The organism is Cellulomonas phragmiteti (assembly GCF_016862775.1).
Lineage (GTDB): Bacteria > Actinomycetota > Actinomycetes > Actinomycetales > Cellulomonadaceae > Cellulomonas > Cellulomonas phragmiteti.
Genome location: NZ_BONP01000022.1, coordinates 1 through 21,907, shown reverse-complemented (window position 1 = coordinate 21,907; position 21,907 = coordinate 1). Strand labels below are relative to the sequence as shown.

The following is a 21,907-nucleotide window of genomic DNA, read 5'->3' as shown; positions in this document are numbered from 1 at the left end:
GTCACGGAGCCCTTCGTCGTCCCTCGGGAGCGGGCGCGTCGTCAGTGCCCCTGGCCGAGCTGCCCGGCGAGGTGCTCGTGCCGGCGGGCGCTGTCGTCGTCGAGGTTGATGATCTCGACCTCCTTGCCCTTCTGGGCGTACCTGGTGCGGATCGCGTCGAGGGTCGCCACGGTCGACGCGTCCCAGATGTGCGCACCGGCCATGTCGATGACCACGCGGGGCGGGTCGCCCGCGTAGTCGAACTGGTACACCAGGTCGTTCGACGAGGCGAAGAACAGCTCCCCGACGACCGCGTAGACGGCTTCGCCGTCCTCGTCGCTGTCGTCGAGACGCACGACCTGGGTGAGGTGCGCGACCCGCCGGGCGAAGGCCACCATCGCGACGAGCACGCCCGCGAGGACCCCGTACGCGAGGTTGTGCGTGGCGACGGTGATGCCGACCGTCGTCAGCATGACGACGGACTCGCTGCGGGGCATGCGACGCAGCGTGCGCAGCGAGTGCCAGTCGAACGTCGAGACCGCCACGACGACCATGACGGCGACGAGCGCGGCCATGGGGATCTGTGCGACCAGGTCACCGGCGCCGACGACCAGGGCCAGCAGGAACACGCCGGCGAGGAACGTCGAGATCCGGGTGCGCGCACCCGACGCCTTCACGTTGATCATCGTCTGCCCGATCATCGCGCAGCCGCCCATGCCGCCGAAGAACCCGGTGATGATCTGCGACACGCCCTGACCCCAGCTCTCGCGGGTCTTGTTCGAGTGGGTGTCGGTGACGTCGTCGACCAGCTTGGCCGTCAGGAGCGACTCGAGGAGGCCGACGAGGGCGATGGTCACGGCGTACGGGGCGACGATGCGCAGGGTCTCGACCGTGAACGGCACGTCCGGGACCAGCAGGGACGGCAGGGAGCGCGGCAGCTCGCCCTCGTCGCCCACGGTGGGCACGGCCAGGGCGGTGACCATCGTGAAGGCCGTGAGGAGGACGATGGCGACGAGCGGTGCCGGCACGACGGTCGTCCACCGGGGCAGCAGCACCATGACGGCCAGGGCGACGGCGACCAGGACGTAGACCACCCACGACACGCCGGTCAGGTGCGGGAGCTGGGCCAGGAAGATGAGGATGGCCAGCGCGTTGACGAACCCGACCATCACCGAGCGCGGGATGAACCGCATGAGCCGCGCGACCCCGACGAGCCCGAGCACCACCTGCAGGACGCCTCCGAGGATCACCGCGGCCAGGAGGTGGTCCAGGCCGTGCTCGCGCGAGAGCGGCGCCACGACGAGCGCGATGGCCCCGGTCGCGGCAGAGATCATCGCGGGCCGGCCGCCGAGGAACGCGATGGACACGGCCATGGTGAACGAGGCGAACAACCCGACCCGGGGGTCGACCCCGGCGATGATGGAGAACGAGATGGCCTCGGGGATGAGCGCGAGGGCCACGACGAGGCCGGCGAGGACCTCGGTGCGCAGGCGGCGGGGCGATCGCAGCGCGGCGCGCACCGAGAACACCTCGGCAGCCTCGGGGACGTGGGGCGTGGTGGGCACGGTCGTCGACACGCAGGTGTTCCGTTCGTCACGAGGGCGCGCACGCCCGAGCCGCTGGGCGGCAGGGTCAGGGGGTCGGCGCGGCGGCGCGCACGGTCGGACCCGTGGGCAGCCCGGGGCAGCGCCCGCGTGGACGACCGGGACCACCGTACCCTGACGTGAGGGTCGAGTCCGCCCTCCGGCACCAGGGTGGTGCACAGTGGCCCCCATGGGACGCCCGCGCTTCGAGGAGATCGACCACCAGCAGACCCCGATCGGCGCGGTCAGCCTGCGCCGCCGGATCGACCCGCGGACGGGCGAGGACGTGTTCGAGGTCAAGCTCGACGACGACTACCTGATGTCCAGCATGTTCACGACGTCCGAGACCGAGCTGGCGCGCACGGCCCTCGCGCACGCCCCGGACCGGCCGCTGGACGTCGTCGTCGGCGGCCTCGGGCTGGGCTACACCGCCGCCGCCGTCCTGGACGACGAGCGCGTGCGCAGCCTCGCCGTGGTCGACGCGCTGGCACCGGTCATCGGGTGGCACCGCGACGGTCTCGTCCCGCTCGGACCTCACGTCGCCGGCGACCCCCGGTGCCGGCTCGTGCTCGGCGACTTCTTCGCCCTCGTGCTCGGCGTCACCGGGCCCGCCGACGACGCGGACGGCCTGTTCCCCGTCGACGCGCTCGTCGTCGACATCGACCACTCGCCCCGGCACCTCCTCCACCCGGGGCACGCACCGTTCTACACGTCCGACGGCATCGCGAAGGTCGTCACGCGGCTGCGACCCGGCGGGGTGTTCGCGCTCTGGTCCGACGACGCGCCCGACGACGACTACCTCGCGCGACTGCGGGCCGCCCTGCCCGACGCCGCCGCCCACGTCGTCACCTTCCCGGACGCCTCGCGGACCGGGGTCGCCACCAGCACCCTGTACGTCGCGTCGGTGCCGCAGCCCTGAGGGACTGCAGCGCCCGCGAGCAGGCTTCATCGAACCTTCATGGCCGACGGGACCCTCGCCCCCCGACCAGCGGTGCCGACCCGGCACATGATGGGGCATGCGCACACGTACCCTGCCCGGGGCCGCCCTCGTCGCCGCCCTCGCCCTGCTCGTCGGCTGCGCCACCACCGCACCGGACGACGCACCCGCCCCACCCGACGGCGACGTCCTGGCCGCCCTCGGTCTCGACGGGCTCACCGGCACGGAGATCGTCGAGCGGCTCGACGCGTCCACCGACCCCCGTCCGCTCGACCTCATGGCGTCCGTGCGTCAGGACGAGGTCCTGGTGGGCGACGGCACCACCGAGGTCGCCGTGCCGCTCGACGGCGACGTCTTCTACGTGTCGATCGCGCCGTACGTCGACAGCACGCACGAGTGCTTCTTCCACAGCCTCGCCACCTGCCAGGGCGAGCTCGTCGAGGAGCCCGTCGACGTGCTCATCACCGACGCCGACGGCGAGGTCCTCGTCGACAAGAGCACGACGACGTACACCAACGGGTTCGTCGGCTTCTGGCTGCCGGCCGACATCGACGGGACGATCGAGGTCACCCACGAGGGCCGGACCGGCAGCGTGCCCTTCAGCACCACCGACGGCAGCCCGACGTGCGTCACGACCCTGCGGATGACCTGAGCCGACAGCGCCGGACCTGGCCGGTCCCGCTGCGGACGCCGTGGTGCCCGACCCGGTGGCTAGGCTCGCGGGATGAGCCGGATCTTCACCACCGCCTTCGGGGCCGTCCACCCCCTCTACGTCGCGAAGGCGGAACGCAAGGGACGCACCCGGGCCGAGGTCGACGAGATCATCACCTGGCTCACCGGCTTCGACGAGGCCACGCTGCGCGCGCACGTCGAGGCCGGCACGACGTTCGAGGAGTTCTTCGCCGCCGCCGACCTGAATCCTGCCGCGACCCTCATCACCGGCTCCGTGTGCGGCGTGCGCGTGCAGGACGTCGAGGACCCCCTGATGCGCCGGATCCGGTACCTCGACAAGCTCGTCGACGAGCTCGCGGCGGGGCGCCCGATGGAGAAGATCCTGCGTTCCTGAGCGGCGCGGCCCGCGCCGTCGTCGTCGCCGAGGACCCCCCGCGACGACTCCGCACCGCGGACGCGTACGGTACCGGTGGACCGCGGCGACGGCGCCGCGGGCTGCGAGTCCCCCGCGTCCGGCAACGGAGGAGACATGCGCCTCGTCGTGCGGCGCGCCGCCACGCAGCTCCCGCTGCTGGCCGCGGTGCTCGCCGTGGTCGTGCTGGGGGCCGTGCTGCTCGGGACGTGCGCGCTGCTCCTGACGAGCGGGCAGTCGCAGGCGCTCGACGTGGCGCTGCAGCGCGCCGCGCCCCGCGACGTCGCGGTCGAGGTGACGCTGCGCGTCGGCGGTGCGGACGCCCGTGCCGTGGTCGACGACGCGACGCGGGTCGTCGCCGACGCCCTCGCCCCGGTGCGCCCCGTCGTGTCGACCTGGCTGACCTCGGCGGTACGGCCGCTCGTCGTCGAGGGCACGAGCGGCGCGCACGGCTACGTCGTCGAGGGCGACGACCTCACCGCGCACGCGGAGCTCGTCGCCGGCCGCTGGCCCCGGCCGACGTCGGCGGGCCCGGTCGAGGTCGCCGTCCCGGTCGAGGTCGCCCGCGGTCTCGGCCTCGCCCCGGGCAGCGAGCTCGTGCTCGACGAGCGGCGCGACGGGACGGCGCCCGCCTCCGCCACCGGCGCGGCCGCGGCACGGCTCACCGTGGTGGGGACGTTCACGCCGACCGTGGACGACAGCTCCTCCTGGGACCGCGACCTCCTGCGCGGCGCCGGCTCCGACGCGACGTGGGAGCTGCCGACGGCGGGGGCGCCGGCCACGGTCACCGCCTACGGGCCGTTCGTCGCCGCAGCCCGGACCCTCACCACGTCCGCCGTCCAGGCGGACCGTGTCTCGCTCGTGGCCCGCCCGCAGCTCGCGGGGCTCGGTGCGGCCGACCAGGTCGCCGTCGGGCGGGCCGTCACGGACCTGCGGGCCGACCTGCGCGCCGTCCTCGGGGACGAGGTCTCCCCGCTGCGCGTCCGCACGGAGCTGGCACGGACCATCGCCGCCGCCCGGACGCAGGCGCGGGTCACGACGTCGGCCATCGTGGCCGTGGCCCTGCTGCTCACGGCGCTCGCGGCCGCGGCCCTGGCGCTCGCGGGCCGGCTGGTGGCCGTCCGGCGCGACGCCGAGCTGCGGCTGCTCGACGCACGCGGCGCCGCCCGCTCCCAGCTCCTCGGGCTCGCGGCCGCCGAGAGCCTCGTGCTCGCCCTGGTCGCCGCCGGTGTCGCCGTCCCGCTCGCGAGTGCCCTGTTCCGGTGGCTCACCCGGCTGCCGCCGGTCGCCGACGCCGGCCTGACCAGCAGCGTCGGCGTCACCCCGACGCTCGTGGCCACCGTCGTGGTCGGTGCCCTCGCCCTGGCCGTCGTCCTGGTCGTCCCGGCCGTGCGTCCGGCCGACCACCGGCACGCCGGCCCGCGGAGCCGGCGCGGCCGGGTGGCACGGACGAGCGTCGAGCTCCTCCTCGTCGCCCTCGCGACCGTGGGGTGCCTGCAGCTGCGAGGTCGACCCTTCGCGGCGGACGGCGGCGCCGACCCCGTCCTCGTCGCCGTCCCCGTGCTGTGCCTGGTGGCGGGCGCGGCCGTCGCGCTGCGGGTGGTGCCGTGGGTGGCCCGCGGGGCGGAGCGCAGCGCGCACCGGTCCCGTCGGCTCGTCGTCCCGCTGGCGTCCTGGGAGGTCGCGCGCCGCGGCCACTCGACGGGCGCCGCCCTGCTGCTCGTCCTCGCCGCGGCTGCGGCGACCTTCGGCACGTCGCTCGGCGACACGTGGTCCGCGTCGGCGCAGGACCAGGCCGACGCGCAGGTCGGCACCGAGCTCGCGGTAGGGCTCACCGCGGGGCAGCCCCTGCGGCAGGCGCGCGCGCTGACCGCGCTCACGGGGGCCGAGGTGCACCCGGTGACCGACCGCGAGGTGTCCCTCGGAGCGGCCGGCGACGTCGGCTCCGCGACATCCGGGACGCGTCTGGTCGCCCTCGACACGACGCGCGAGGCGACGACGCCCCGCCGCCCGCTGCCGGGCGGCACCACGTGGGCCGACCTCACCTCGGGGCTGGCCCCGGCCACGCGGGTCGCAGGGATCGGGCTCGCGCGCGGGTCCGACGAGGTCGTCCTGACGATCACGGGCACGCTCGGGGACGTGGGCCGCCGGCCGGCTCCCGACCTGTCGGTCCGGCCCACCGTGGTCGTCCAGACCGCCGGCGGGGGTCGGCAGTCGCTCCACGGCCCGGCGGTGCCGCTCGACGGGACGGGGCACGAGGTGGCGCTGCCCCTGCCGTCCGGGACGGCCGACGAGGCCGCAGGCGGCATGCAGGTCGTCGCCGTCGACCTGCGGGTCCGCCTCGGGTCGGGGGACGACTACCTGCTGCTACCCACGGAGTCGACACCCCTGGACGTCACCGTGACCGTGGCCCCGGCCGACGTGCCCGCCGCACCCGACGGCGGCTGGTCGGCGGTGGTAGCACCCGACAGCGCCGAACGCCTCCGGGCGCCCGGGGACGTCGCCCTGCGCCGGACGGTCGACGGCGTGACCGTCACCGCGCGGGTCGGGCTGGTGGTCGCAGCGCTGGTCACCGGCGACGGCGGCCTCGTCCTGGCGGGATTCGCACCGCCCGGTGACCTGCCCGTGCTGCTCAGCGGGGAGCTGGCCGCAGCGGTCGCCGCCGCACCCGGCGACGCCCTGCGCCTGCAGGTCGGCCCGACGACGCTCGTCGCGCGCGTCGCCGCCGTGGCCCCCGCCCGGGCGGCGGTGCCCCGCGGCGCGAGCATCCTCGCGGACCACGACGCCCTGTCCCGCGCGACGGTCGCGCACGGCTCGACGGCCGACGTGGTCGACACCTGGTGGGTCGTCGGAGCCGCCGACGTGCCGGCGACCGCGGCGGCGATCACCGCCGCGGGCCTCGGCGACCCGGTCACGCGCGACGCCGTGGCCGCGCGGCTCCGGGACGACCCGCTGCGGATCGGCGTGCAGGTGGCCCTGTGGCTGCTCGTCGCGGCCGCCGGGGTGCTCGCCGTCGCCGGCACCGTCGTGCAGACCACCGCAGCGCTCGAGGCGCGGACCGTCGACGTCGCGCGCCTGCAGGGCATGGGCGTGCCGCGGCGCACGGTCGTCGCGACGCTGCTCGTCGAGCACGCGGCGGTCAGCGTCCTGGTGGTGGCCGCCGGCGGTGTGGTCGGCGCGGTCGCCGCGCTCACCGTCGGGCCGCTCCTCGTCGTCGCACCGTCGGGCCGCGCGCCCGTCCCGGCGGCCGTCGCGGTGTGGTCGTGGCCGGCGCAGGCGTCCCTGCTCGCCGTCCTCGTCGCCGCGTGCGCGCTCGTCGTCGTGCCGGTGGCCGCGCGGCTCGCGCGCCGCGCCACCGTGCACCACCTGCGCATGGAGGGTGGGGCGTGAACCGGCACGGCGCGCACCGGCGCACGGACCGGCGACCGCGTCGACAAGCGGGGACGAGCACCGCGGGCGTCCTCGGCCGGGCGCGTGCCGACCGGTGGCCGCTCGTCCTGACGACGCTGGTCGTCGCCCTCGCCGCCTTCCTCGCCACCGCGACGCCGCGCCTCGTCGCGGCCACCGGCGACGCGTCGCTGCGGTACGCCGTGCGCGCGGCGGGCCCGGCCGCCGACGTCACCCTGCGCCGGGCGTTCGACGCCGACCCCGGCGGGCAGCGCACCCTGCACGTCGACCTGGCCGCCCGCACGCGGGAGGCGACGCAGCTCGTGCACGCGAGCCTCGCCCCGGCCCTCGACGCGGTCCTCGCCGAGCCCGTCACCACCGTCGCCACCCTCCCGCTGCTGGTGGTGGGACCCGGGACCGACCTCGACCGTCCCGTGCTGCGCACCGCGTTCGTCGACCGTGCCGGCGCGCCCGCGGTCACCTGGGTCCGGGGGCGGCCCGCCGGTGCGACCCTCTCCCCGCAGGAGGCACGCGCGTGGCCCGTCGGCGCCCCCGTGCCCGTCGAGGTGGGCCTGTCGCAGGACGTGGCCGCGGCGCTCGGCGTCGACGTGGGCGACACGCTCACCACACGCAACGAGAACGCGTCGGTCGTCCTCGACGCCACGGTGAGCGGGATCTTCCGGGCCGGGTCCCCCACCGATCCCGTCTGGTCGACCGTCCCCGGGCTGCTCGAGCCCCGCACCGTCGGCACGTTCCTCACCCGGCAGACCCAGCTCACCGGGCTGCTCTCCGACGCGTCGCTGCCCGCCGCCGTGCTCGCCATGCCACCGGGCACGACGTCGCGGGTCGTCACGTTCGCACCCGACCCCGACTCCCTCGCGCAGGCCGACGTCGCCACCGTCGCGGCCGAGGTCGCCGGGCTGCGCGCCGCAGCCGACGAGCCGGTCCCCGGCGGCGCGTCGCGCACCACGGTCACGACGACCCTGGACACCGTGCTGCTCGACGCCCGTGCCCGGTTCCGCGCCGCGGTCGCCCAGAGCTCCGTGCTCCTCGCCGGGGTGCTCGCCGTCACGCTGCTCACCCTGCTCGTCGCGGCCGCCCTGCTGGTGCGCCGGCGCGCGACGGTGCTCGCGACCTACCGCGCCCGGGGCGCGTCGCTGCCGGCGATCGGCCTCGAGCTCGGCGTGGAGTCGGTGACCGTCGCGGCCGTCGGGTGCGGTGCCGGTGCCGGCCTCGCCGCGCTCCTGGTCCCCGGTCCGGTCGCGTGGCCCTGGCTCGCCCCGGTCGTCGTCGTGGCCGCCCTGGCCCCGCCGGCCCTGGCGGTCCGGCACGCGGGCGCGAGCACCGGCGGACGACGGGGCGCGGGGAACCGCACCGAGCGCGCCGCCGCTGCCGGTGACCGCCGTGCGGCCCGCCTCGCGGTCGAGGCCGCCGTGGTGCTCCTCGCGGTCGGCGCCCTGGCGGCGCTCCGGACCCGGGGGGTCGTCGACACCGGCGCCGCGAGGAGCGACCCGCTCCTCGCGCTGGCTCCCACCCTGGGGGCGCTCGCGGGCGCCGCGCTGCTGCTGCGCGCCCTGCCACCGCTGCTGCGCGGCGCCGTGAGGAGGACCTCCGGGTGGCGCCGCGCCGTCCCCGTCCTCGCCGCGGCCCGCGCGCAGGCCAGCGCCGGTGCCGCGCTGCCGTTCCTGGCGCTGACGCTCGCGACGAGCCTCGTCGTGCTCGGCGCGACGTTCGTGGCGACCGTCCAGCGGGGCGAGGTCGACGCGTCGTGGCTCGCCGTGGGCGCCGACGTGCGGGTGACGTCGGAGCCGGACCCCGGGCTCACGGACGTCGCCGCCGCCCTGCGCACCCACGACGGCGTGCGCACCGCGCTCGCCGGGCGGGTCGAGGACCACGTCCAGGTCTTCGGGCCCCGCGGCGACGACCTCGTGCGGCTCGTGGTCCTGCCGTCGGCCGCGTTCTCGGACCTCCTCGCGGGCACACCTCTGCCCGACGCGCCGGAGCTGGCACGGCTCGACCGCGCGGACCCCGCCGGGCGGCCCGGGGTGCTGCTCAGCGCGGGGCTGCGCGTCGAGGAGGGCGCCGACCTCGTCCTGGCCTGGTCCGGCGCCCGGGTGGACGTCCGGGCGGTCGGGACGGCGTCCGCCGTGCTCACCGCGGGCGAGGACACCGTCGTGATCGACCGGGCGGCGCTCGAGCGGGCGCTCGGCGGCAGCGTCGCGCCCGACCGGCTGTGGGTCGTGGGGACAGGAGCACGGGCGGCGGTCGCGGCGACCTCGTCCCTCGCCGACGCGACGGTCGAGACGCGAGACGGGTGGCTCGCCGCCCACCGCGCCGAGCCGCTCACGGTCGGCGTCCAGCGGCTCGCGGCGGCGGCGGCCGTCGTCCTGCTCGCGCTCACCGCCCTGGTCGTGGTCCTGGCGTCCGCCACGAGCGCCCCGCACCGTGGCCGCACGCTGGGGACCCTGCGCACGCTGGGCCTCGACGGCCGCGCGGCGCGCACGGTGACCGCCGGGGAGCTCCTGCCGGGACCTCTGCTGGCCGGCGCCGGTGGCCTGGGCCTGGGTGTCCTCCTCGCCGAGGTGACGACCGGGCCCCTCGCGCTGCGGCTGGTCACCGGGCAGCCGACCGACCCGCCGGTCGCCCTCTCGGCCTGGTCGCTGACACCGCCGGTCGTCGTGACCCTCACCGTCCTCGCCCTGGTGCTCGCCGAGTCGTCGTCACGGCGCCGGGAGCGGCTGGGCGAGATCCTGCGGGTGGGGGGCTCGTGAGGGTCGGCACCGGGCGTCGCCGCCCACCGCACCCACGACGAAGGCCCGGACCTCATGGTCCGGGCCTTCGTCGTTCTTGTAGCGGGGGCAGGATTTGAACCTGCGACCTCTGGGTTATGAGCCGAGTGCTCTACCGTCGACGCCCGTCGTTGAGTAGGCTCGCAAGGAGCGAATGCGCAGGTCAGCGGCCAACCTTGAGTCCGCCATCGTACGGGACAGGCCGCATGTGTGCGCCGCCGTCTGCCCACATTCTGCCCACACCGCACGTACGGAGAGGTCGCCGCATGGCCTGGGTCACCAAGCGTCGAAGCGCCGACGGCTCCGTCCGACACCAAGGGCGGTACCGGGACCCCTTCGGCGAGAAGCGGACTGCCGGGACGTTCTCGACCAGCCGAGAAGCTCTGAAGGCGGCCATGAAGGCGGAGGGGAAGATCGCCGACGGCACGTGGATCGACCCACGGGGTGGCGCCATCACCTTCCGCGAGTACGCCGAAGACGTCTGGCTTCCGTCACGACACCTCGAGGTAAGCACCCGAGCTGGCTACGTGTCCTACCTCCGCAACCACTTCGTGCCGTTCTTCGGCGCGATGACGCTGGCCCGCATCATGCCGTCGACGGTGCAGGACTGGGTCACGCGGGCCGTCGAGCAGGGCCTGTCGCCGCGCTCGATCGCGAAGTACCACGTGATGCTGCACTCGGTGTTCGCCCGGGCGGTGCGCGACCGCCTCATCGCCTTCAATCCGTGCGAGGACACCGAGCTTCCCAAGGTCGTCGCGAGGAGAGCACGGACACTGACTCCCGAGGAGTACACCTCCGTGCTCGCCGAGGTCCCCGACCGCTTCAAACCCCTGGTGATGACAGCAATCGAGACCGGCCTCCGTTGGGGGGAGCTCGTGGCGCTGCGTCCGCGACACGTGGACTTCCTTCGGCGCTCGATCACCATCGAGGAAACGATCGTGGAGGTGTCTCGCAAGGACTCCCCCACCGGCGAGCGGATGATCGTCAAGGCCTACCCGAAGAACGACGAGCCACGGACCCTGCGGGTCTCGCAAGGACTCCTCGACGTCCTCGCATCTCGGATCGCCCTCCTCGGCCTCGGTCGTGACGACCTGCTCTTCCCGTCACGCGAGGCGGCCGGCGGTCAACCGCTCTCCCGCGCGACTTTCAACACGCGATACTGGAGGCCGGCCATCGAGCGATCCGGCGTCGACTTCAACGTCCGCATGCACGATCTTCGACACGCCCACGCGTCGTGGCTGTTGGCCGGTGGTGCCGACCTCAAGTCCGTCATGGAGCGCATGGGCCACGCTCAGATCATGACGACGCAGAGGTACCTGCACACCCTCCCCGAAGCCGACGACCGCGCCCTCGCGGCCTTCGAGGCGGTTCGACAACGTCGGAGCTGATGCCCTGTGGTCCACCTCGATGCGTTGCCGGGACGGCTTGCCCGCGGATGTCGCCGTGGGAGACCGCTCCACCTCACCAACGGTGAGGCATCGGTGACCTTCGACTTGGCGGACCTCGATGTCTCGCGCCGGGTCTAGTGGAGGCTCGGAAGTGACGCTTCGACGGTAGTCGGGGCGTGGTGGTGTCGGTAGTAGTTGTCTTCGTGCTCGACGGGTGGGATCAGGCCGATCTCTCCGTGCAGGCGTCGGTGGTTGAACCAGTCGATGTACTCAGCGACGGCGATCTCGAGGTCGTCGATGTTCTTCCAGGGGCCCTTGTTGCGGACCAGCTCGGCTTTGAACAGGGAGTTGAACGCCTCGGCCAGGGCGTTGTCGTAGGAGTCGCCGGTGGACCCGACCGAGGCGACGGCGCCGGCCTCGGCCAGGCGCTGGGTGTAGCGGATGGCGAGGTATTGGACTCCCTTGTCGCTGTGATGGGTCAGGCCAGCCAGATCGTGGCCGGTGCGCTGGCGGGTCCAGATGCCCATCTCCAGTGCGTCGAGCGCCAGGTCGGTGCGCAGGGACTTCGACAGCTGCCAGCCCACCACCCGCCGGGAGAACACGTCGATGACGAACGCGGCGTAGGCCCAGCCGGAAAACGTTCGGCAGTAGGTGATGTCAGCGACCCACAACTGGTCCGGGCCGGTCGCGGTGAACTCGCGATCCACCAGGTCCGGACGGGTGTCGGGACCGGTGCCCGGGATCGTGGTGCGGGGCCCTTTGGCTCGGGTGATCCCGCGCAGCCCCGCGGCCCTCATCAGGCGTTGGACGGTGCAGCGCGCGACCGGGTGCCCTTGGCGGCCGAGCTCGGCGTGGATCTTGCGCGCCCCGTAGACCCCGAAGTTCTTCTCGTGAACCGTCCTGATCACCGCGGTGGTGGCGACGTCGCTGAGCGACCGCGCCGAGGGCGGCCGGGACTTGGCCGCGTAGTAGGTGCTCGGGGCGACCTGCAGATCCCTGCAGATCGGCTCGACCCCGAACCGGTCCTTGTGAGCGTCGATGTACTCGACGATCACCGCTGTGGGCGGTCGAGCTCCGCCGCGAAGAAAGCCGACGCCGATCGCAAGATCGCATTCGACCGGCGCAGCTCACGGTTCTCCCGCTCGAGCTCAGCCAGCCGCTGCGCGTCGGTGGTCGTCGTTCCCGGGCGGTCCCCGGCATAGACCTCCGCCTGGGTCACCCAGTTCCGCAACGTCTCGGGGTTGATCCCCAGCTGATCACCGACCCGGCGCAACGCCCCGGACCGCGTGGCCGGATCACGCCGAGCATCGACCGCCATCCTGATCGCCCGCTCCCGAAGCTCCTCGGGATACTTCCTCGGTGCTGCCATGACTCTCATCCTCCACTGGATTGAGAGCCTCCATCAGACCCGGCGCGAGACAGTTCCACTCGATCTCGGCATTCAACAACGCGGGCTTCGCGCTCTTCTCGGACAGCCTGATGGGCTTCGCCGCCGACCCCTGGATCTGTGTGCCGACCACGGTGGCCGTGGTCCTCGGTGGCCTCGGCTTCCCGGTCATTCTCGAGGTCTGGCGTCAGCACCGACGCCCGAGCCGTTGGAGCCTTCACACCAAGATCACACTGCTGATGACCGGGGCGCTGATCCCACTGGGAGCGGTGTTCTTCCTGGTCGCGGAGTGGGGCAACACGTTGAGCGGGTTCTCGGTGCCTGGACGTGTCCTCGCAGCCTTCACGCAGTCGGTCATGTCAAGGACTGCCGGCTTCAACTCGGTGGACACCGGATCGATGCACGAGGGGACACTCCTCGGCACCGATGTGCTCATGTTCATCGGGGGCGGTTCGGCGTCCACCGCCGGCGGCATCAAGGTCACCACCTTCGCGGTGCTCCTGTTCGTCATCTGGTCGGAGGTCCGCGGAGACCCGGACGTCACGCTCTTCAGCCGGCGGATCGCCACCAGCGCTCAGCGCCAGGCGGTCTCGGTCGCACTGGTCGGTGTCGCCGTGGTCGTGGTCCCGACGATCGTCATCACTCTGGGCTCCACTTTCGGGATGAGCGAGGTCCTGTTCGAGGTCATCTCCGCATCCGCCACCGTGGGCCTGTCGACCGGGATCACGGCGGAGCTCGGCACCGGCCACCAACTCCTCCTGGTCGTGCTGATGTTCCTCGGCCGGCTGGGCCCGATCACCTTCGCGACCGCGCTGGCGGTGAGAGAGAGGCAGCGCTTCTTCCGCCATCCCGAGAGCGCGCCGATCATCGGCTGAGCTCTACGGCTCCAGGCGGTAACCCATCCCCGCCTCCGTGATCAAGTGGCGGGGATGCGCCGGATCCGGTTCAAGCTTGCGCCGCAGCTGGGCAACGTAGACGCGCAGGTAGTGCGTCTCCCTGTCCAGGTAGGGCCCGCGCAGCTCCTGCAGAAGCTCGCGACGCCCCACGACCTTGCCGGCGTTCCTGGCAAGGATCTCGAGCATGTGCCACTCGGTGGGTGTCAGCCGGACGTCCTCGCCTGCAGTCGTGCGCACCCGGCGCGCTGCCAGGTCGACCGTGAAGGCCGCTGTGCGCACGACCGGGGATGCGTCGCCTGGAGCGTGCCGCCGAACCGCGGCGCGGATCCGTGCGAGAAGCTCGTCCATCCCGAACGGCTTGGTGACGTAGTCGTCCGCCCCCGCGTCGAGGGCCTCCACCTTCTCGTCGCTGGTCTGGCGGGCGGAGAGCACGACGACGGGGACAGCAGACCAGGCTCGCAGCGCGCGGAGCACCTCGAGCCCGTCGAGGTCCGGGAGTCCGAGGTCGAGGACGACGAGGTCCGGGTGCCATGTCGCCATCGCGTCGAGCCCGCCCGCCCCGGTGTGCGAAACGGTTGCCTCGTACCGATGAGCCCGCAGCGTGACCGCGAGTGCCCGCGCGAGCGCGGGCTCGTCCTCGACCACTAGCACTCGAGTCGTCATCGCGTGCCTCCGTTCAGGGGCAGGTTGACCACCATCGTCAGGCCTCCGCCGGGCGTGTCCTCCGCCTCGATCGTGCCGCCGTTGGCTTCGACGAAGCCCCGCGCGACCGCCAGTCCGAGGCCGACCCCCTTGCCGCGGGGGGCGTCGCCGAGGCGTTGGAAGGCGGTGAACATGAGCTCCTTGCCTGCATCGGGTACCCCTGGGCCATGGTCCACCACGCGGATCACCAGATGGTCCCCGACGCACTGGGCGCTCACGTGTACCGCAGCGCCCGGCGGGCTGTGGCGGACGGCGTTCTCGATGACGTTCGCCACAGCCCGCTCGAGAAGGCCCGCATCTGCCATGACGAGCGGGAGCGACTCGGGGACGTCGATCGCGACCGCCCCGTCAGCGACGGAGTCCACCGCACGGGGGACGACCTCGTCCAGGGCGAGCCGCTCGAGTCGCGGGGTGACGGCCCCGGAGTCGAGGCGACTCATGTCGAGCAAGTTGTCGATGAGCAGCTGCAGGCGATCGGCGTGGTGGTCGACGTCGGCGAGGAGCTCCTCCCGATCAACCTCCGGGATTCCATGAGTGGTGCGCAGCGCGCTGATGCCGGCCTTCATCGCCGCGAGCGGGGTGCGGAGGTCGTGGGAGACGGCGGCGAGCAGAGCGGTTCGCATGGCACCCCGTTCGCGCTCGGCCCTGCTGGCCCGGGCTTCGGCGCGGAGGTGGTCTCGCTCGAGCACCGCTTCCGCCTGGTAGCCGACTGCGCCAGCCAGTCGAAGGTCGCTCGGCGGCATCGGACCACCCCATAGGCGGAGCCGCAGTTCTCCCGAGATCGGGACCACCTGGTCGTCGCCTGCGGCAAGTGGCGTGCCGCTCATGGCGACGTCCTGCCAGGAACCTGTGGCGACGTCCCGCCGCTGCAGTGCGACCCCCGCCAGGTGCAGCGTTGCTCGCAGCTGGGCGAGCATCGAGGCCACGGCATCACCTCCCCGTAGGACGCTGCCGGCGATCCTTGTCAGCGCGTCTGCCTCGGTGCGCGCCCGCGCTGCCTCCGTGCTGCGGCGAGCGGAGACGTCGACGACTGCAGAGACAGCGGCAGCCACAACGACGAGCACGAGGATGGCGAGGGCGTTCTGTGGCTCGGCGATAGTCCACGTGTAGAGCGGGGGTGTGAAGAGGTAGTTGCTGAGGAGGCCACTCGCGACGGCCGCGAGGAGCGCGGGCAGCAGCCCGCCGATGATCGCCACTCCCACGGTCAGGGCCAGGAACAGCATGAGGACGGTGGGCAGCGCGCCTGGACCACTCGCCGCGCCGAGGCCAAATGCCAGCACGGGGGGGCCGAGAGCGGCGAGGGCCCACCCTGCGGCGACACGACGAGGGCCGAGAGAGCCGCGCCGCGAACGACGGAGCGTGGCGCGGCCAGCGTGCTCGTGCGTCACGACCAGGACATCGATCTCCCCGGACCCGCGGATCACCCCCGGGGCTATCCCGGGCGACACTGCCGCGGCGAGCCGGGATCGTCGCGTCGCGCCGAGCAGGATCTGGCTCGCGTTGACGGCGCGCGCGAAGTCGAGCACAGCATCGGCGACGTCGTCGGCCATCACGGCATGCCAGCTGCCTCCCAGCGACTCGACGAGGGTGCGCAGGCGCACGAGGGAGCTCGGCTCGACGTCGGCGATCCCGTCGCCCCGCAGGACGTGGAGTGCGAGGAGCTCGCCGCCGCTCGCTCGCTGGGCGATCCGGGCCGCGCGGCGGATCAGGGTCTCGCTCTCGGGTCCTCCGGTCACGGCCACGACGACCCGTTCCCTGGTCGCCCAGGTCGCGTCGATGCCGTGCTCGCGCCGGTAGGTCTCGAGCGAGTCCTCGACTCGGTCGGCCGTCCAGAGCAGCGCCAGCTCGCGCAGCGCGGTGAGGTTGCCCAGGCGGAAGTAGTTCGCCAGAGCGGCGTCGACCTTCTCGGCCTTGTAGACGTTGCCGTGCGCGAGCCTGCGCCGTAGAGCCTCGGGGCTCATGTCGACGAGCTCGATCTGGTCGGCGCGCCGTACGACCTCGTCCGGGAGGGTCTCCTTCTGCTGGATGCCGGTGATCGATGTCACGACGTCGTTCAGGGTCTCCAGGTGCTGGATGTTCACGGTCGTGACCACGTCGATGCCCGCTGCGAGTAGTTCCTCGACGTCCTGCCACCGTTTCGCGTTCCGGCTACCGGGGACGTTCGTGTGCGCGAGCTCGTCGACGAGCGCGACCGTCGGACGGCGGGCGAGCACGGCGTCGACGTCCATCTCGGTGAAGGTGGCGCCGCGGTAGTGGATCGTCGCGCGGGGCACCACCTCGAGGCCCTCGACCAACGCGGCCGTCTGCGGCCGGTCGTGGGTCTCGACGAGGCCCACGACGACGTCCACGCCGCGCTCCAGTCGGCGACGACCCTCGTCGAGCATCGCGTAGGTCTTGCCCACGCCGGGGGCGGCGCCGAGGTACACCCGCAGGCGGCCGCGCCGCGCATGTGGTGCGGCCCGCCCCCCGGTGCTGGTCTCGTCGGTCATGACAGGGTCAGTCAAGCATCGTCAGGGCCGCGTTGAGCTCCAGGACGTTCACCCGCGGTTCGCCGAGCACGCCGAGCTCGCGCTCCGTGGTGGCCTCGGAGACCAGACCACGAACGGTGGGCTCGTCGAGCCCGCGGGCCTGGGAGACCCGGCCCACCTGCAGCGCGGCGTACGCAGGTGAGATGTGGGGGTCGAGGCCCGATCCGGAGGCGGTCAGAGCGTCGGGCGGGACCTCTGCGGGGTCGACCTCCTCCAGCTCGGCCACCTCCGCGCGTCGCTGCTCGACGGTCGAGAGCAGGTCCGCGTTCTCAGGTCCCAGGTTCGAGGCTCCCGAGGCGAGCGGGTCGTACCCGTCTCCAGCGACGGACGGGCGCGGGTGGAACCACTCGTCACCGTCGAAGGGCTGGCCGATCAGCCGTGACCCGACGACCTGGCCGTCGACCTCGATCATCGACCCATCCGCACGGTCGGGCATGGTGCGGCCCACGGCATAGACCGCGGCCGGGTAGACCAGCCCCGTCAGGACCGTCAGGACGAGCAGGACGCGCAGGCCGGCGAGGCACTGGCGCAGGAATGCAGTCATGGGTGTTGCTCCGTTCGTGTCCGGCTCACAGGCCGGGAAGGAGGGAGACGACGAGGTCGATGAGCTTGATGCCGACGAACGGTGCTACCAGGCCGCCGACGCCGTAGACGAGCAGGTTGCGGCGGAGCATGGCCGCTGCGCCGGCCGGCCGGTACCGCACCCCCCTCAGGGCAAGCGGCACGAGCGCGACGATCACGAGGGCGTTGAAGATCACCGCGGACAGCACCGCCGACTCCGGTGAGGACAGCCCCATGATGTTGAGCCTGTCCAGCTGGGGATACAGGCCCGAGAACATCGCCGGGATGATGGCGAAGTACTTGGCGACGTCGTTCGAGACCGAGAACGTCGTCAGGGCACCCCGGGTGATGAGCAGCTGCTTGCCGATCGCGACGATCTCGATCAGCTTCGTCGGGTTGGAGTCCAGGTCGACCATGTTCCCCGCCTCCTTGGCGGCGGACGTGCCCGTGTTCATGGCCACCCCGACGTCGGCCTGGGCCAGAGCCGGGGCGTCGTTGGTGCCGTCCCCGGTCATTGCCACGAGCCGGCCCTCGGCTTGCTCTTTGCGGATCAGCGCGAGCTTGTCCTCGGGTGTGGCCTCGGCGAGGAAGTCGTCCACCCCGGCCTCGTCGGCGATCGCCTTGGCGGTCAGCGGGTTGTCACCGGTGATCATGACCGTGCGGATGCCCATCTGACGGAGCTCGGCGAACCGCTCCCGCATCCCCGACTTGACGACGTCCTTCAGGTGGACGACGCCCAGTGCCCGAGCCGACTCGCCGGGACGCCGTTCGGCCACGACGAGCGGTGTCCCGCCCGAGGCGCTGATCGCGTCGACCATCGCACCGACGTCGGCGGTCGGGTGACCTTCGTTCTCCCGGACCCACCGCATGACGGCGCTCGCCGCGCCCTTCCGGATCTCCCAGGCGCCGTCCCGCTGGGCCACGTCCACCCCGCTCATGCGGGTCTGCGCGGTGAAGGGGACGAAGGTCGCGTGCGGGAGCTGGGAGGCGAAGCGGTTGCGCATGGCGTAGCGCTCCTTGGCGAGGACCACGATCGACCTGCCCTCGGGTGTCTCGTCGGCGAGGCTCGACATCTGCGCCGCCTCGGCTGCCCGCTCCTCGGTGATGCCGTCGACCGGCACGATCTCGACCGCCTGTCGGTTGCCCAGGGTGATCGTTCCTGTCTTGTCCAGCAGCAGGACGTCGACGTCGCCCGCCGCCTCCACGGCGCGGCCTGAGAGTGCCATGACGTTGCGCTGCACGAGGCGGTCCATCCCGGCGATGCCGATCGCCGACAGGAGTGCGCCGATGGTGGTGGGAATCAGGCAGACCAGGAGCGCGACGAGCACGACGAGCGGCTGAGCCTGCCCCGAGTACACGGCGAACGGCTGGAGGGTGACGACGGCCAGCAGGAACACCAGGGTCAGCGCCGCGAGGAGGAGGTTCAGCGCGATCTCGTTCGGCGTCTTCTGCCGGGCAGAGCCCTCGACCAGGGCGATCATCCGGTCCATGAACGTCTCTCCGGCCTTGGCGGTGATCCTGACGACGATGCGGTCGCTGAGCACCTTCGTCCCGCCGGTGACGGCGCTCCGGTCGCCGCCGGACTCCCGGATGACGGGAGCGGACTCGCCGGTGACGGCCGACTCGTCGACGCTGGCGATGCCCTCGACGACGTCGCCATCACCCGGGATGACCTCGCCGGCCGGGACGACCACGAGATCGCCGACCACGAGGGACGTGCCCGGCACGGTCTCCTCGCTGCCGTCGGCGCGAAGGCGGCGCGCTACGGTCTCGGTGCGTGTGCGGCGAAGGGAGGCGGCCTGCGCGCGACCACGCCCCTCGGCGACTGCCTCGGCCAGGTTGGCGAACAGGACCGTGGCCCAGAGCCACAGGGCGATGGACCAGGAGAAGACGCCCGGGTCCGCGAGGGCGAGCCCCGTGGTGGCCACGGAGCCGACCCACACGACGAACATGACGGGGTAGCGGACCTGGTGGCGCGGGTCGAGCTTGCGCAGGGCGTCGGGCATGGATCGCCACAGCTGGCGCGGTTGGAAGGCTCCCGGCGTGGGGTGCGACGGCGTGGCCTCAGGGCGGGACGACAGGGCAGTGGTCACAGCAGGGCCTCCGCAATAGGAGCGAGCGCAAGAGCGGGGAAGAAGGTGAGGCCCGCCACGACGAGGACGACGAACACCAGCAGGCCGACGAACACCGGACCGTGGGTGGGAAGCGTGCCGACGCCGACAGTGGCGGGCTGCTGGCGGGCGAGACTGCCCGCAAGCGCGAGCACCAGAATGATCGGCACGAAGCGGCCGAAGAGCATGCCCAGGCCGAGGGCCGTGTTCTGGTACGGCGTCCCGGCCCCGAAGCCGGCGAAGGCGGAGCCGTTGTTGTTCGTCGCGGACGCGTAGGCGTAAAGGATCTCCGACAGGCCGTGCGCGCCGGGGTCCTGGACGGACGCCTCGACCAGCGCGGGAGTGCCCGCCGTGATCGCCGCGCCCACGAGCAGCAGCGTCGGCATCGTCAGGACGTAGAGCGCCACGAAGGTGATCTCGCGTCGACCGATCTTCTTCCCCAGGTACTGGGGAGTCCGGCCCACCATGAGACCCGCGAGGAAGACGGTGAGCACCGCGAGCACCAGCATCCCGTACAGGCCCGCCCCCACCCCGCCGGGCGCCACCTCGCCGAGCATCATGTTGAGCAGCGTGACACCGCCGCCCAGAGCGGTGAACGAGTCATGGAAGCTGTTGACCGACCCTGTCGACGTGCCTGTCGTCGAGGCGGCGAACAGTGCGGAGGCCGCTTCGCCGAAGCGCACCTCCTTGCCCTCCATCGCCGCGCCGGCGGCTTGGGGCACGGTCCCGAACCCGCGCATCTCCGCCCAGGTGATGACGCCGACGGCTGCTGTCCAGATCGACGCCATGACGGCGACGATCGCCAGGCCCTGACGGCGGTCGCCGACCATGCGTCCGAACGTCCGGGGCAGGCTGAAGGGGATGACCAGGAGCAGGAAGATCTCCAGCAGGTTGGTCCACGCGTTCGGGTTCTCGAACGGGTGAGAGCTGTTGGCGTTGAAGAAGCCCCCGCCGTTGGTGCCCAGGTCCTTGATCGCCTCCTGTGAGGCGATCGGGCCGCCCACGATGCTCTGCGCAGCACCGTCGAGAGTCGTGATCTCCTGAGGACCGGCGAAGTTCTGCACGGCACCGCCGATGACGAGCAGCACTGCGGCGACGAACGCGATCGGGAGCAGGATCCGCACGGTGCCGCGCACCAGGTCCACCCAGAAGTTGCCGAGACGATCGGTGCGGTGACGGGTGAATCCGCGGACCAGTGCGATGGCTACCGCGATACCGACCGCCGCTGACACGAAGTTCTGCACGGCCAGTCCGGTCATCTGGACGAGGTGGCCCATCGTCGACTCGCCCGAGTACCACTGCCAGTTCGTGTTCGTCACGAAGGAGACGGCCGTGTTCCAGGCCCCGTCCGGGCCGACCGCCGGCAGGCCCAGCGCGAGCGGGAGGTGAGCCTGCAGACGCATCAGCGCATAGAGCATCAGGACGCTGACGAAGGAGAAGGCCAGCACCGAGCGGGCGTATACCGGCCAACGCTGATCAGCATCGGCGCCGACACCACCGAGGCGGTAGATCACGCGCTCGGCCCGCAGGTGCCGGGTGTCGGTGAACACCTTCGCCATGTAGTCACCCAGCGGGACATGCACGGCGGCAAGGACGGCGACGAGAAGAGCGACCTGGAAGACGGCCGCGAGGACGGGCGACATCAGAAGGCCTCCGGCTTCAAGAGGGCGCGCAGCAGGTAGGCGGCCAGGGCCACCGCGACGACGAGAGCGACGACGGACTCCACGGTCACTGCTTCGACACCCCCGCGACGATGGCGCCCAGCGCGACGAAGCACGCACAGGTCAGAGCTACGAAGGCGAGATCGGCCACGGTCTACTCCCCAGATCGACGCAGCACGGGGGCGACGCCGGCGACCACGGTGGCCGCCATCAGCCATTCACCACCCGCGGGCGCACCCCTAGGGGACGTCCAGACGCCTTCCTGACGGCTTCGGTTGCCGTCCTGACGGGATCCAGACGGTGTGCCGGCCCCGCGCCTGCCAAGCTCGCCACGCGTCCTTGACACCCGTCCGGCGACCCCTGCACGAGGCGCATCGTCAGGAAGACGTCCGGATCCGCGCGATCGGCGTCAGCGAACCGTCTGGACGCCCCGCGGCGCTCCGCCTGACCGGGAACCTGCAGGCATGACCGCAACCAGTACAAGACCGGACGCACACACCGCGGCGAACGAATCGAGCCGACCGCGAGCGGACGACCTCGAGAGCGCCGTGTACGTCATCGGCCTTGCGATCGGCGTCGTCGTCCTCGCGGGAACGGGAGCGCATGGCGGAGTCGACCCCTGGGTGCCGACTGCCGCGACGGCGATCGGTCTCATCCTCACGCGCCGACACCTCATTGCACCCCACGCCGCCTTCGTCGCGATCTTGAGCTGGTGCGTCATCACCGGCTTGATCCCCCAGGGGGACGCCGAGCTGAGCTTCGGCTCCTCGGACCTCTGGCGGCTGACGGCGCTAGGAGCGGCGGCCGCGGCGAGCGGGCTGAGTGCAGCGCGACGCCGCCCATCGCCCCGCGCCTGAGCCGCGCGCAGACAGGTGGCCGTGCCCGTCATGCCGCACGGGGTGTGTGGCAAGACC

General features: G+C 72.7%; 16 protein-coding genes and 1 other annotated feature. Of the genes, 8 read left to right on the top strand and 8 right to left on the bottom strand.

Going from position 1 to position 21,907, the window contains the following annotated elements:
• Positions 1–41 precede the first annotated feature (41 nt).
• Positions 42–1,556: a SulP family inorganic anion transporter gene (locus tag Cph01nite_RS15100; protein ID WP_239069290.1), complete on the bottom strand. Its 1,515-nt coding sequence runs from the start codon at positions 1,554–1,556 to the stop codon at positions 42–44.
• A 196-nt stretch (positions 1,557–1,752) separates the two neighbouring features.
• On the opposite strand from Cph01nite_RS15100, the gene Cph01nite_RS15095 reads away from it, so the two are divergent.
• The 6 genes from Cph01nite_RS15095 to Cph01nite_RS15070 all read left to right on the top strand — a co-directional run bounded on the left by Cph01nite_RS15095 (position 1,753) and on the right by Cph01nite_RS15070 (position 11,147).
• Positions 1,753–2,481: a spermidine synthase family protein gene (locus Cph01nite_RS15095; RefSeq protein ID WP_203675517.1), complete on the top strand. Its 729-nt coding sequence runs from the start codon at positions 1,753–1,755 to the stop codon at positions 2,479–2,481.
• Between the two features lie 97 nt (positions 2,482–2,578).
• Complete coding sequence (locus Cph01nite_RS15090) at positions 2,579–3,151, top strand: CueP family metal-binding protein (RefSeq protein ID WP_203675516.1); 573 nt, start codon at positions 2,579–2,581, stop codon at positions 3,149–3,151.
• A 72-nt stretch (positions 3,152–3,223) separates the two neighbouring features.
• The gene (locus tag Cph01nite_RS15085; RefSeq protein ID WP_203675515.1) at positions 3,224–3,565 is read left to right on the top strand and encodes a DUF2200 domain-containing protein; all 342 of its coding nucleotides are present in this window, start codon (positions 3,224–3,226) and stop codon (positions 3,563–3,565) included.
• Positions 3,566–3,700: 135 nt separating this feature from the next.
• Positions 3,701–6,973 (top strand): FtsX-like permease family protein, encoded by a 3,273-nt coding sequence (locus tag Cph01nite_RS15080; protein WP_203675514.1) that lies wholly within the window; start codon positions 3,701–3,703, stop codon positions 6,971–6,973.
• Entirely contained in the window at positions 6,970–9,741 is a 2,772-nt protein-coding gene (locus tag Cph01nite_RS15075) for an FtsX-like permease family protein (RefSeq protein ID WP_203675513.1), read from the top strand. Before Cph01nite_RS15080 ends, Cph01nite_RS15075 begins: the two co-directional genes overlap by 4 nt.
• Positions 9,742–10,025: 284 nt before the next feature.
• Positions 10,026–11,147 (top strand): tyrosine-type recombinase/integrase, encoded by a 1,122-nt coding sequence (locus tag Cph01nite_RS15070; protein WP_203675512.1) that lies wholly within the window; start codon positions 10,026–10,028, stop codon positions 11,145–11,147.
• Positions 11,148–11,281: 134 nt separating this feature from the next.
• Here the strand turns inward: Cph01nite_RS15070 and Cph01nite_RS15065 are convergent.
• A protein-coding gene (locus tag Cph01nite_RS15065) for an IS3 family transposase (RefSeq protein ID WP_239069289.1) occupies positions 11,282–12,516 on the bottom strand; the annotation gives its coding sequence in 2 pieces (ribosomal slippage) (positions 11,282–12,237 and positions 12,237–12,516; 1,236 coding nt in all).
• Positions 12,125–12,238: a sequence feature (AL1L pseudoknot), on the bottom strand. It overlaps the preceding gene by 114 nt.
• 20 nt (positions 12,517–12,536) lie before the next feature.
• Here Cph01nite_RS15065 and Cph01nite_RS15060 point away from each other — a divergent pair.
• Positions 12,537–13,409: a potassium transporter TrkG gene (locus tag Cph01nite_RS15060; RefSeq protein ID WP_203675511.1), complete on the top strand. Its 873-nt coding sequence runs from the start codon at positions 12,537–12,539 to the stop codon at positions 13,407–13,409.
• A gap of 3 nt (positions 13,410–13,412) precedes the next feature.
• On the opposite strand, the gene Cph01nite_RS15055 is transcribed toward Cph01nite_RS15060, so the two are convergent.
• The 6 genes from Cph01nite_RS15055 to kdpF form a co-directional block, all read right to left on the bottom strand.
• Positions 13,413–14,093 (bottom strand): response regulator, encoded by a 681-nt coding sequence (locus Cph01nite_RS15055; protein ID WP_203675510.1) that lies wholly within the window; start codon positions 14,091–14,093, stop codon positions 13,413–13,415.
• Positions 14,090–16,621 carry an ATP-binding protein gene (locus Cph01nite_RS15050; protein WP_203675509.1) on the bottom strand — a complete coding sequence of 844 codons (2,532 nt, stop codon included), beginning with the start codon at positions 16,619–16,621 and terminating at the stop codon, positions 14,090–14,092. The genes Cph01nite_RS15055 and Cph01nite_RS15050 overlap by 4 nt, the downstream gene beginning before the upstream one ends.
• Before the next feature lie 7 nt (positions 16,622–16,628).
• On the bottom strand, positions 16,629–17,204 hold the full coding sequence (kdpC, locus tag Cph01nite_RS15045; protein ID WP_203675508.1) for a potassium-transporting ATPase subunit KdpC: 576 nt from the start codon (positions 17,202–17,204) through the stop codon (positions 16,629–16,631).
• Between the two features lie 25 nt (positions 17,205–17,229).
• Positions 17,230–19,227 carry a potassium-transporting ATPase subunit KdpB gene (gene kdpB, locus Cph01nite_RS15040; RefSeq protein ID WP_203675507.1) on the bottom strand — a complete coding sequence of 666 codons (1,998 nt, stop codon included), beginning with the start codon at positions 19,225–19,227 and terminating at the stop codon, positions 17,230–17,232.
• 83 nt (positions 19,228–19,310) lie between these two features.
• Positions 19,311–20,975 (bottom strand): potassium-transporting ATPase subunit KdpA, encoded by a 1,665-nt coding sequence (gene kdpA, locus Cph01nite_RS15035; protein ID WP_203675506.1) that lies wholly within the window; start codon positions 20,973–20,975, stop codon positions 19,311–19,313.
• Positions 20,975–21,064, bottom strand: a complete 90-nt coding sequence (kdpF, locus tag Cph01nite_RS15030; protein WP_203675505.1) for a K(+)-transporting ATPase subunit F — start codon at positions 21,062–21,064, stop codon at positions 20,975–20,977. Before kdpF ends, kdpA begins: the two co-directional genes overlap by 1 nt.
• Positions 21,065–21,457: 393 nt before the next feature.
• Here kdpF and Cph01nite_RS15025 point away from each other — a divergent pair, with 393 nt between their 5' ends.
• A complete protein-coding gene (locus tag Cph01nite_RS15025) occupies positions 21,458–21,850 on the top strand; it encodes a hypothetical protein (RefSeq protein WP_203675504.1) in 393 nt (130 codons plus the stop codon).
• Positions 21,851–21,907 lie beyond the last annotated feature (57 nt).

Excerpts from the sequence above, each read along its gene's own strand:
- Cph01nite_RS15070 (WP_203675512.1), top strand. The coding sequence starts at position 10,026 with ATGGCCTGGGTCACCAAGCGTCGAAGCGCCGACGGCTCCGTCCGACAC.
- Cph01nite_RS15080 (WP_203675514.1), top strand. The coding sequence starts at position 3,701 with ATGCGCCTCGTCGTGCGGCGCGCCGCCACGCAGCTCCCGCTGCTGGCC.
- Cph01nite_RS15055 (WP_203675510.1), bottom strand. The coding sequence starts at position 14,093 with ATGACGACTCGAGTGCTAGTGGTCGAGGACGAGCCCGCGCTCGCGCGG.
- Cph01nite_RS15095 (WP_203675517.1), top strand. The coding sequence starts at position 1,753 with ATGGGACGCCCGCGCTTCGAGGAGATCGACCACCAGCAGACCCCGATC.
- Cph01nite_RS15085 (WP_203675515.1), top strand. The coding sequence starts at position 3,224 with ATGAGCCGGATCTTCACCACCGCCTTCGGGGCCGTCCACCCCCTCTAC.
- Cph01nite_RS15050 (WP_203675509.1), bottom strand. The coding sequence starts at position 16,621 with ATGACCGACGAGACCAGCACCGGGGGGCGGGCCGCACCACATGCGCGG.
- Cph01nite_RS15025 (WP_203675504.1), top strand. The coding sequence starts at position 21,458 with ATGACCGCAACCAGTACAAGACCGGACGCACACACCGCGGCGAACGAA.
- Cph01nite_RS15090 (WP_203675516.1), top strand. The coding sequence starts at position 2,579 with ATGCGCACACGTACCCTGCCCGGGGCCGCCCTCGTCGCCGCCCTCGCC.
- kdpB (WP_203675507.1), bottom strand. The coding sequence starts at position 19,227 with ATGCCCGACGCCCTGCGCAAGCTCGACCCGCGCCACCAGGTCCGCTAC.
- kdpA (WP_203675506.1), bottom strand. The coding sequence starts at position 20,975 with ATGTCGCCCGTCCTCGCGGCCGTCTTCCAGGTCGCTCTTCTCGTCGCC.
- kdpC (WP_203675508.1), bottom strand. The coding sequence starts at position 17,204 with ATGACTGCATTCCTGCGCCAGTGCCTCGCCGGCCTGCGCGTCCTGCTC.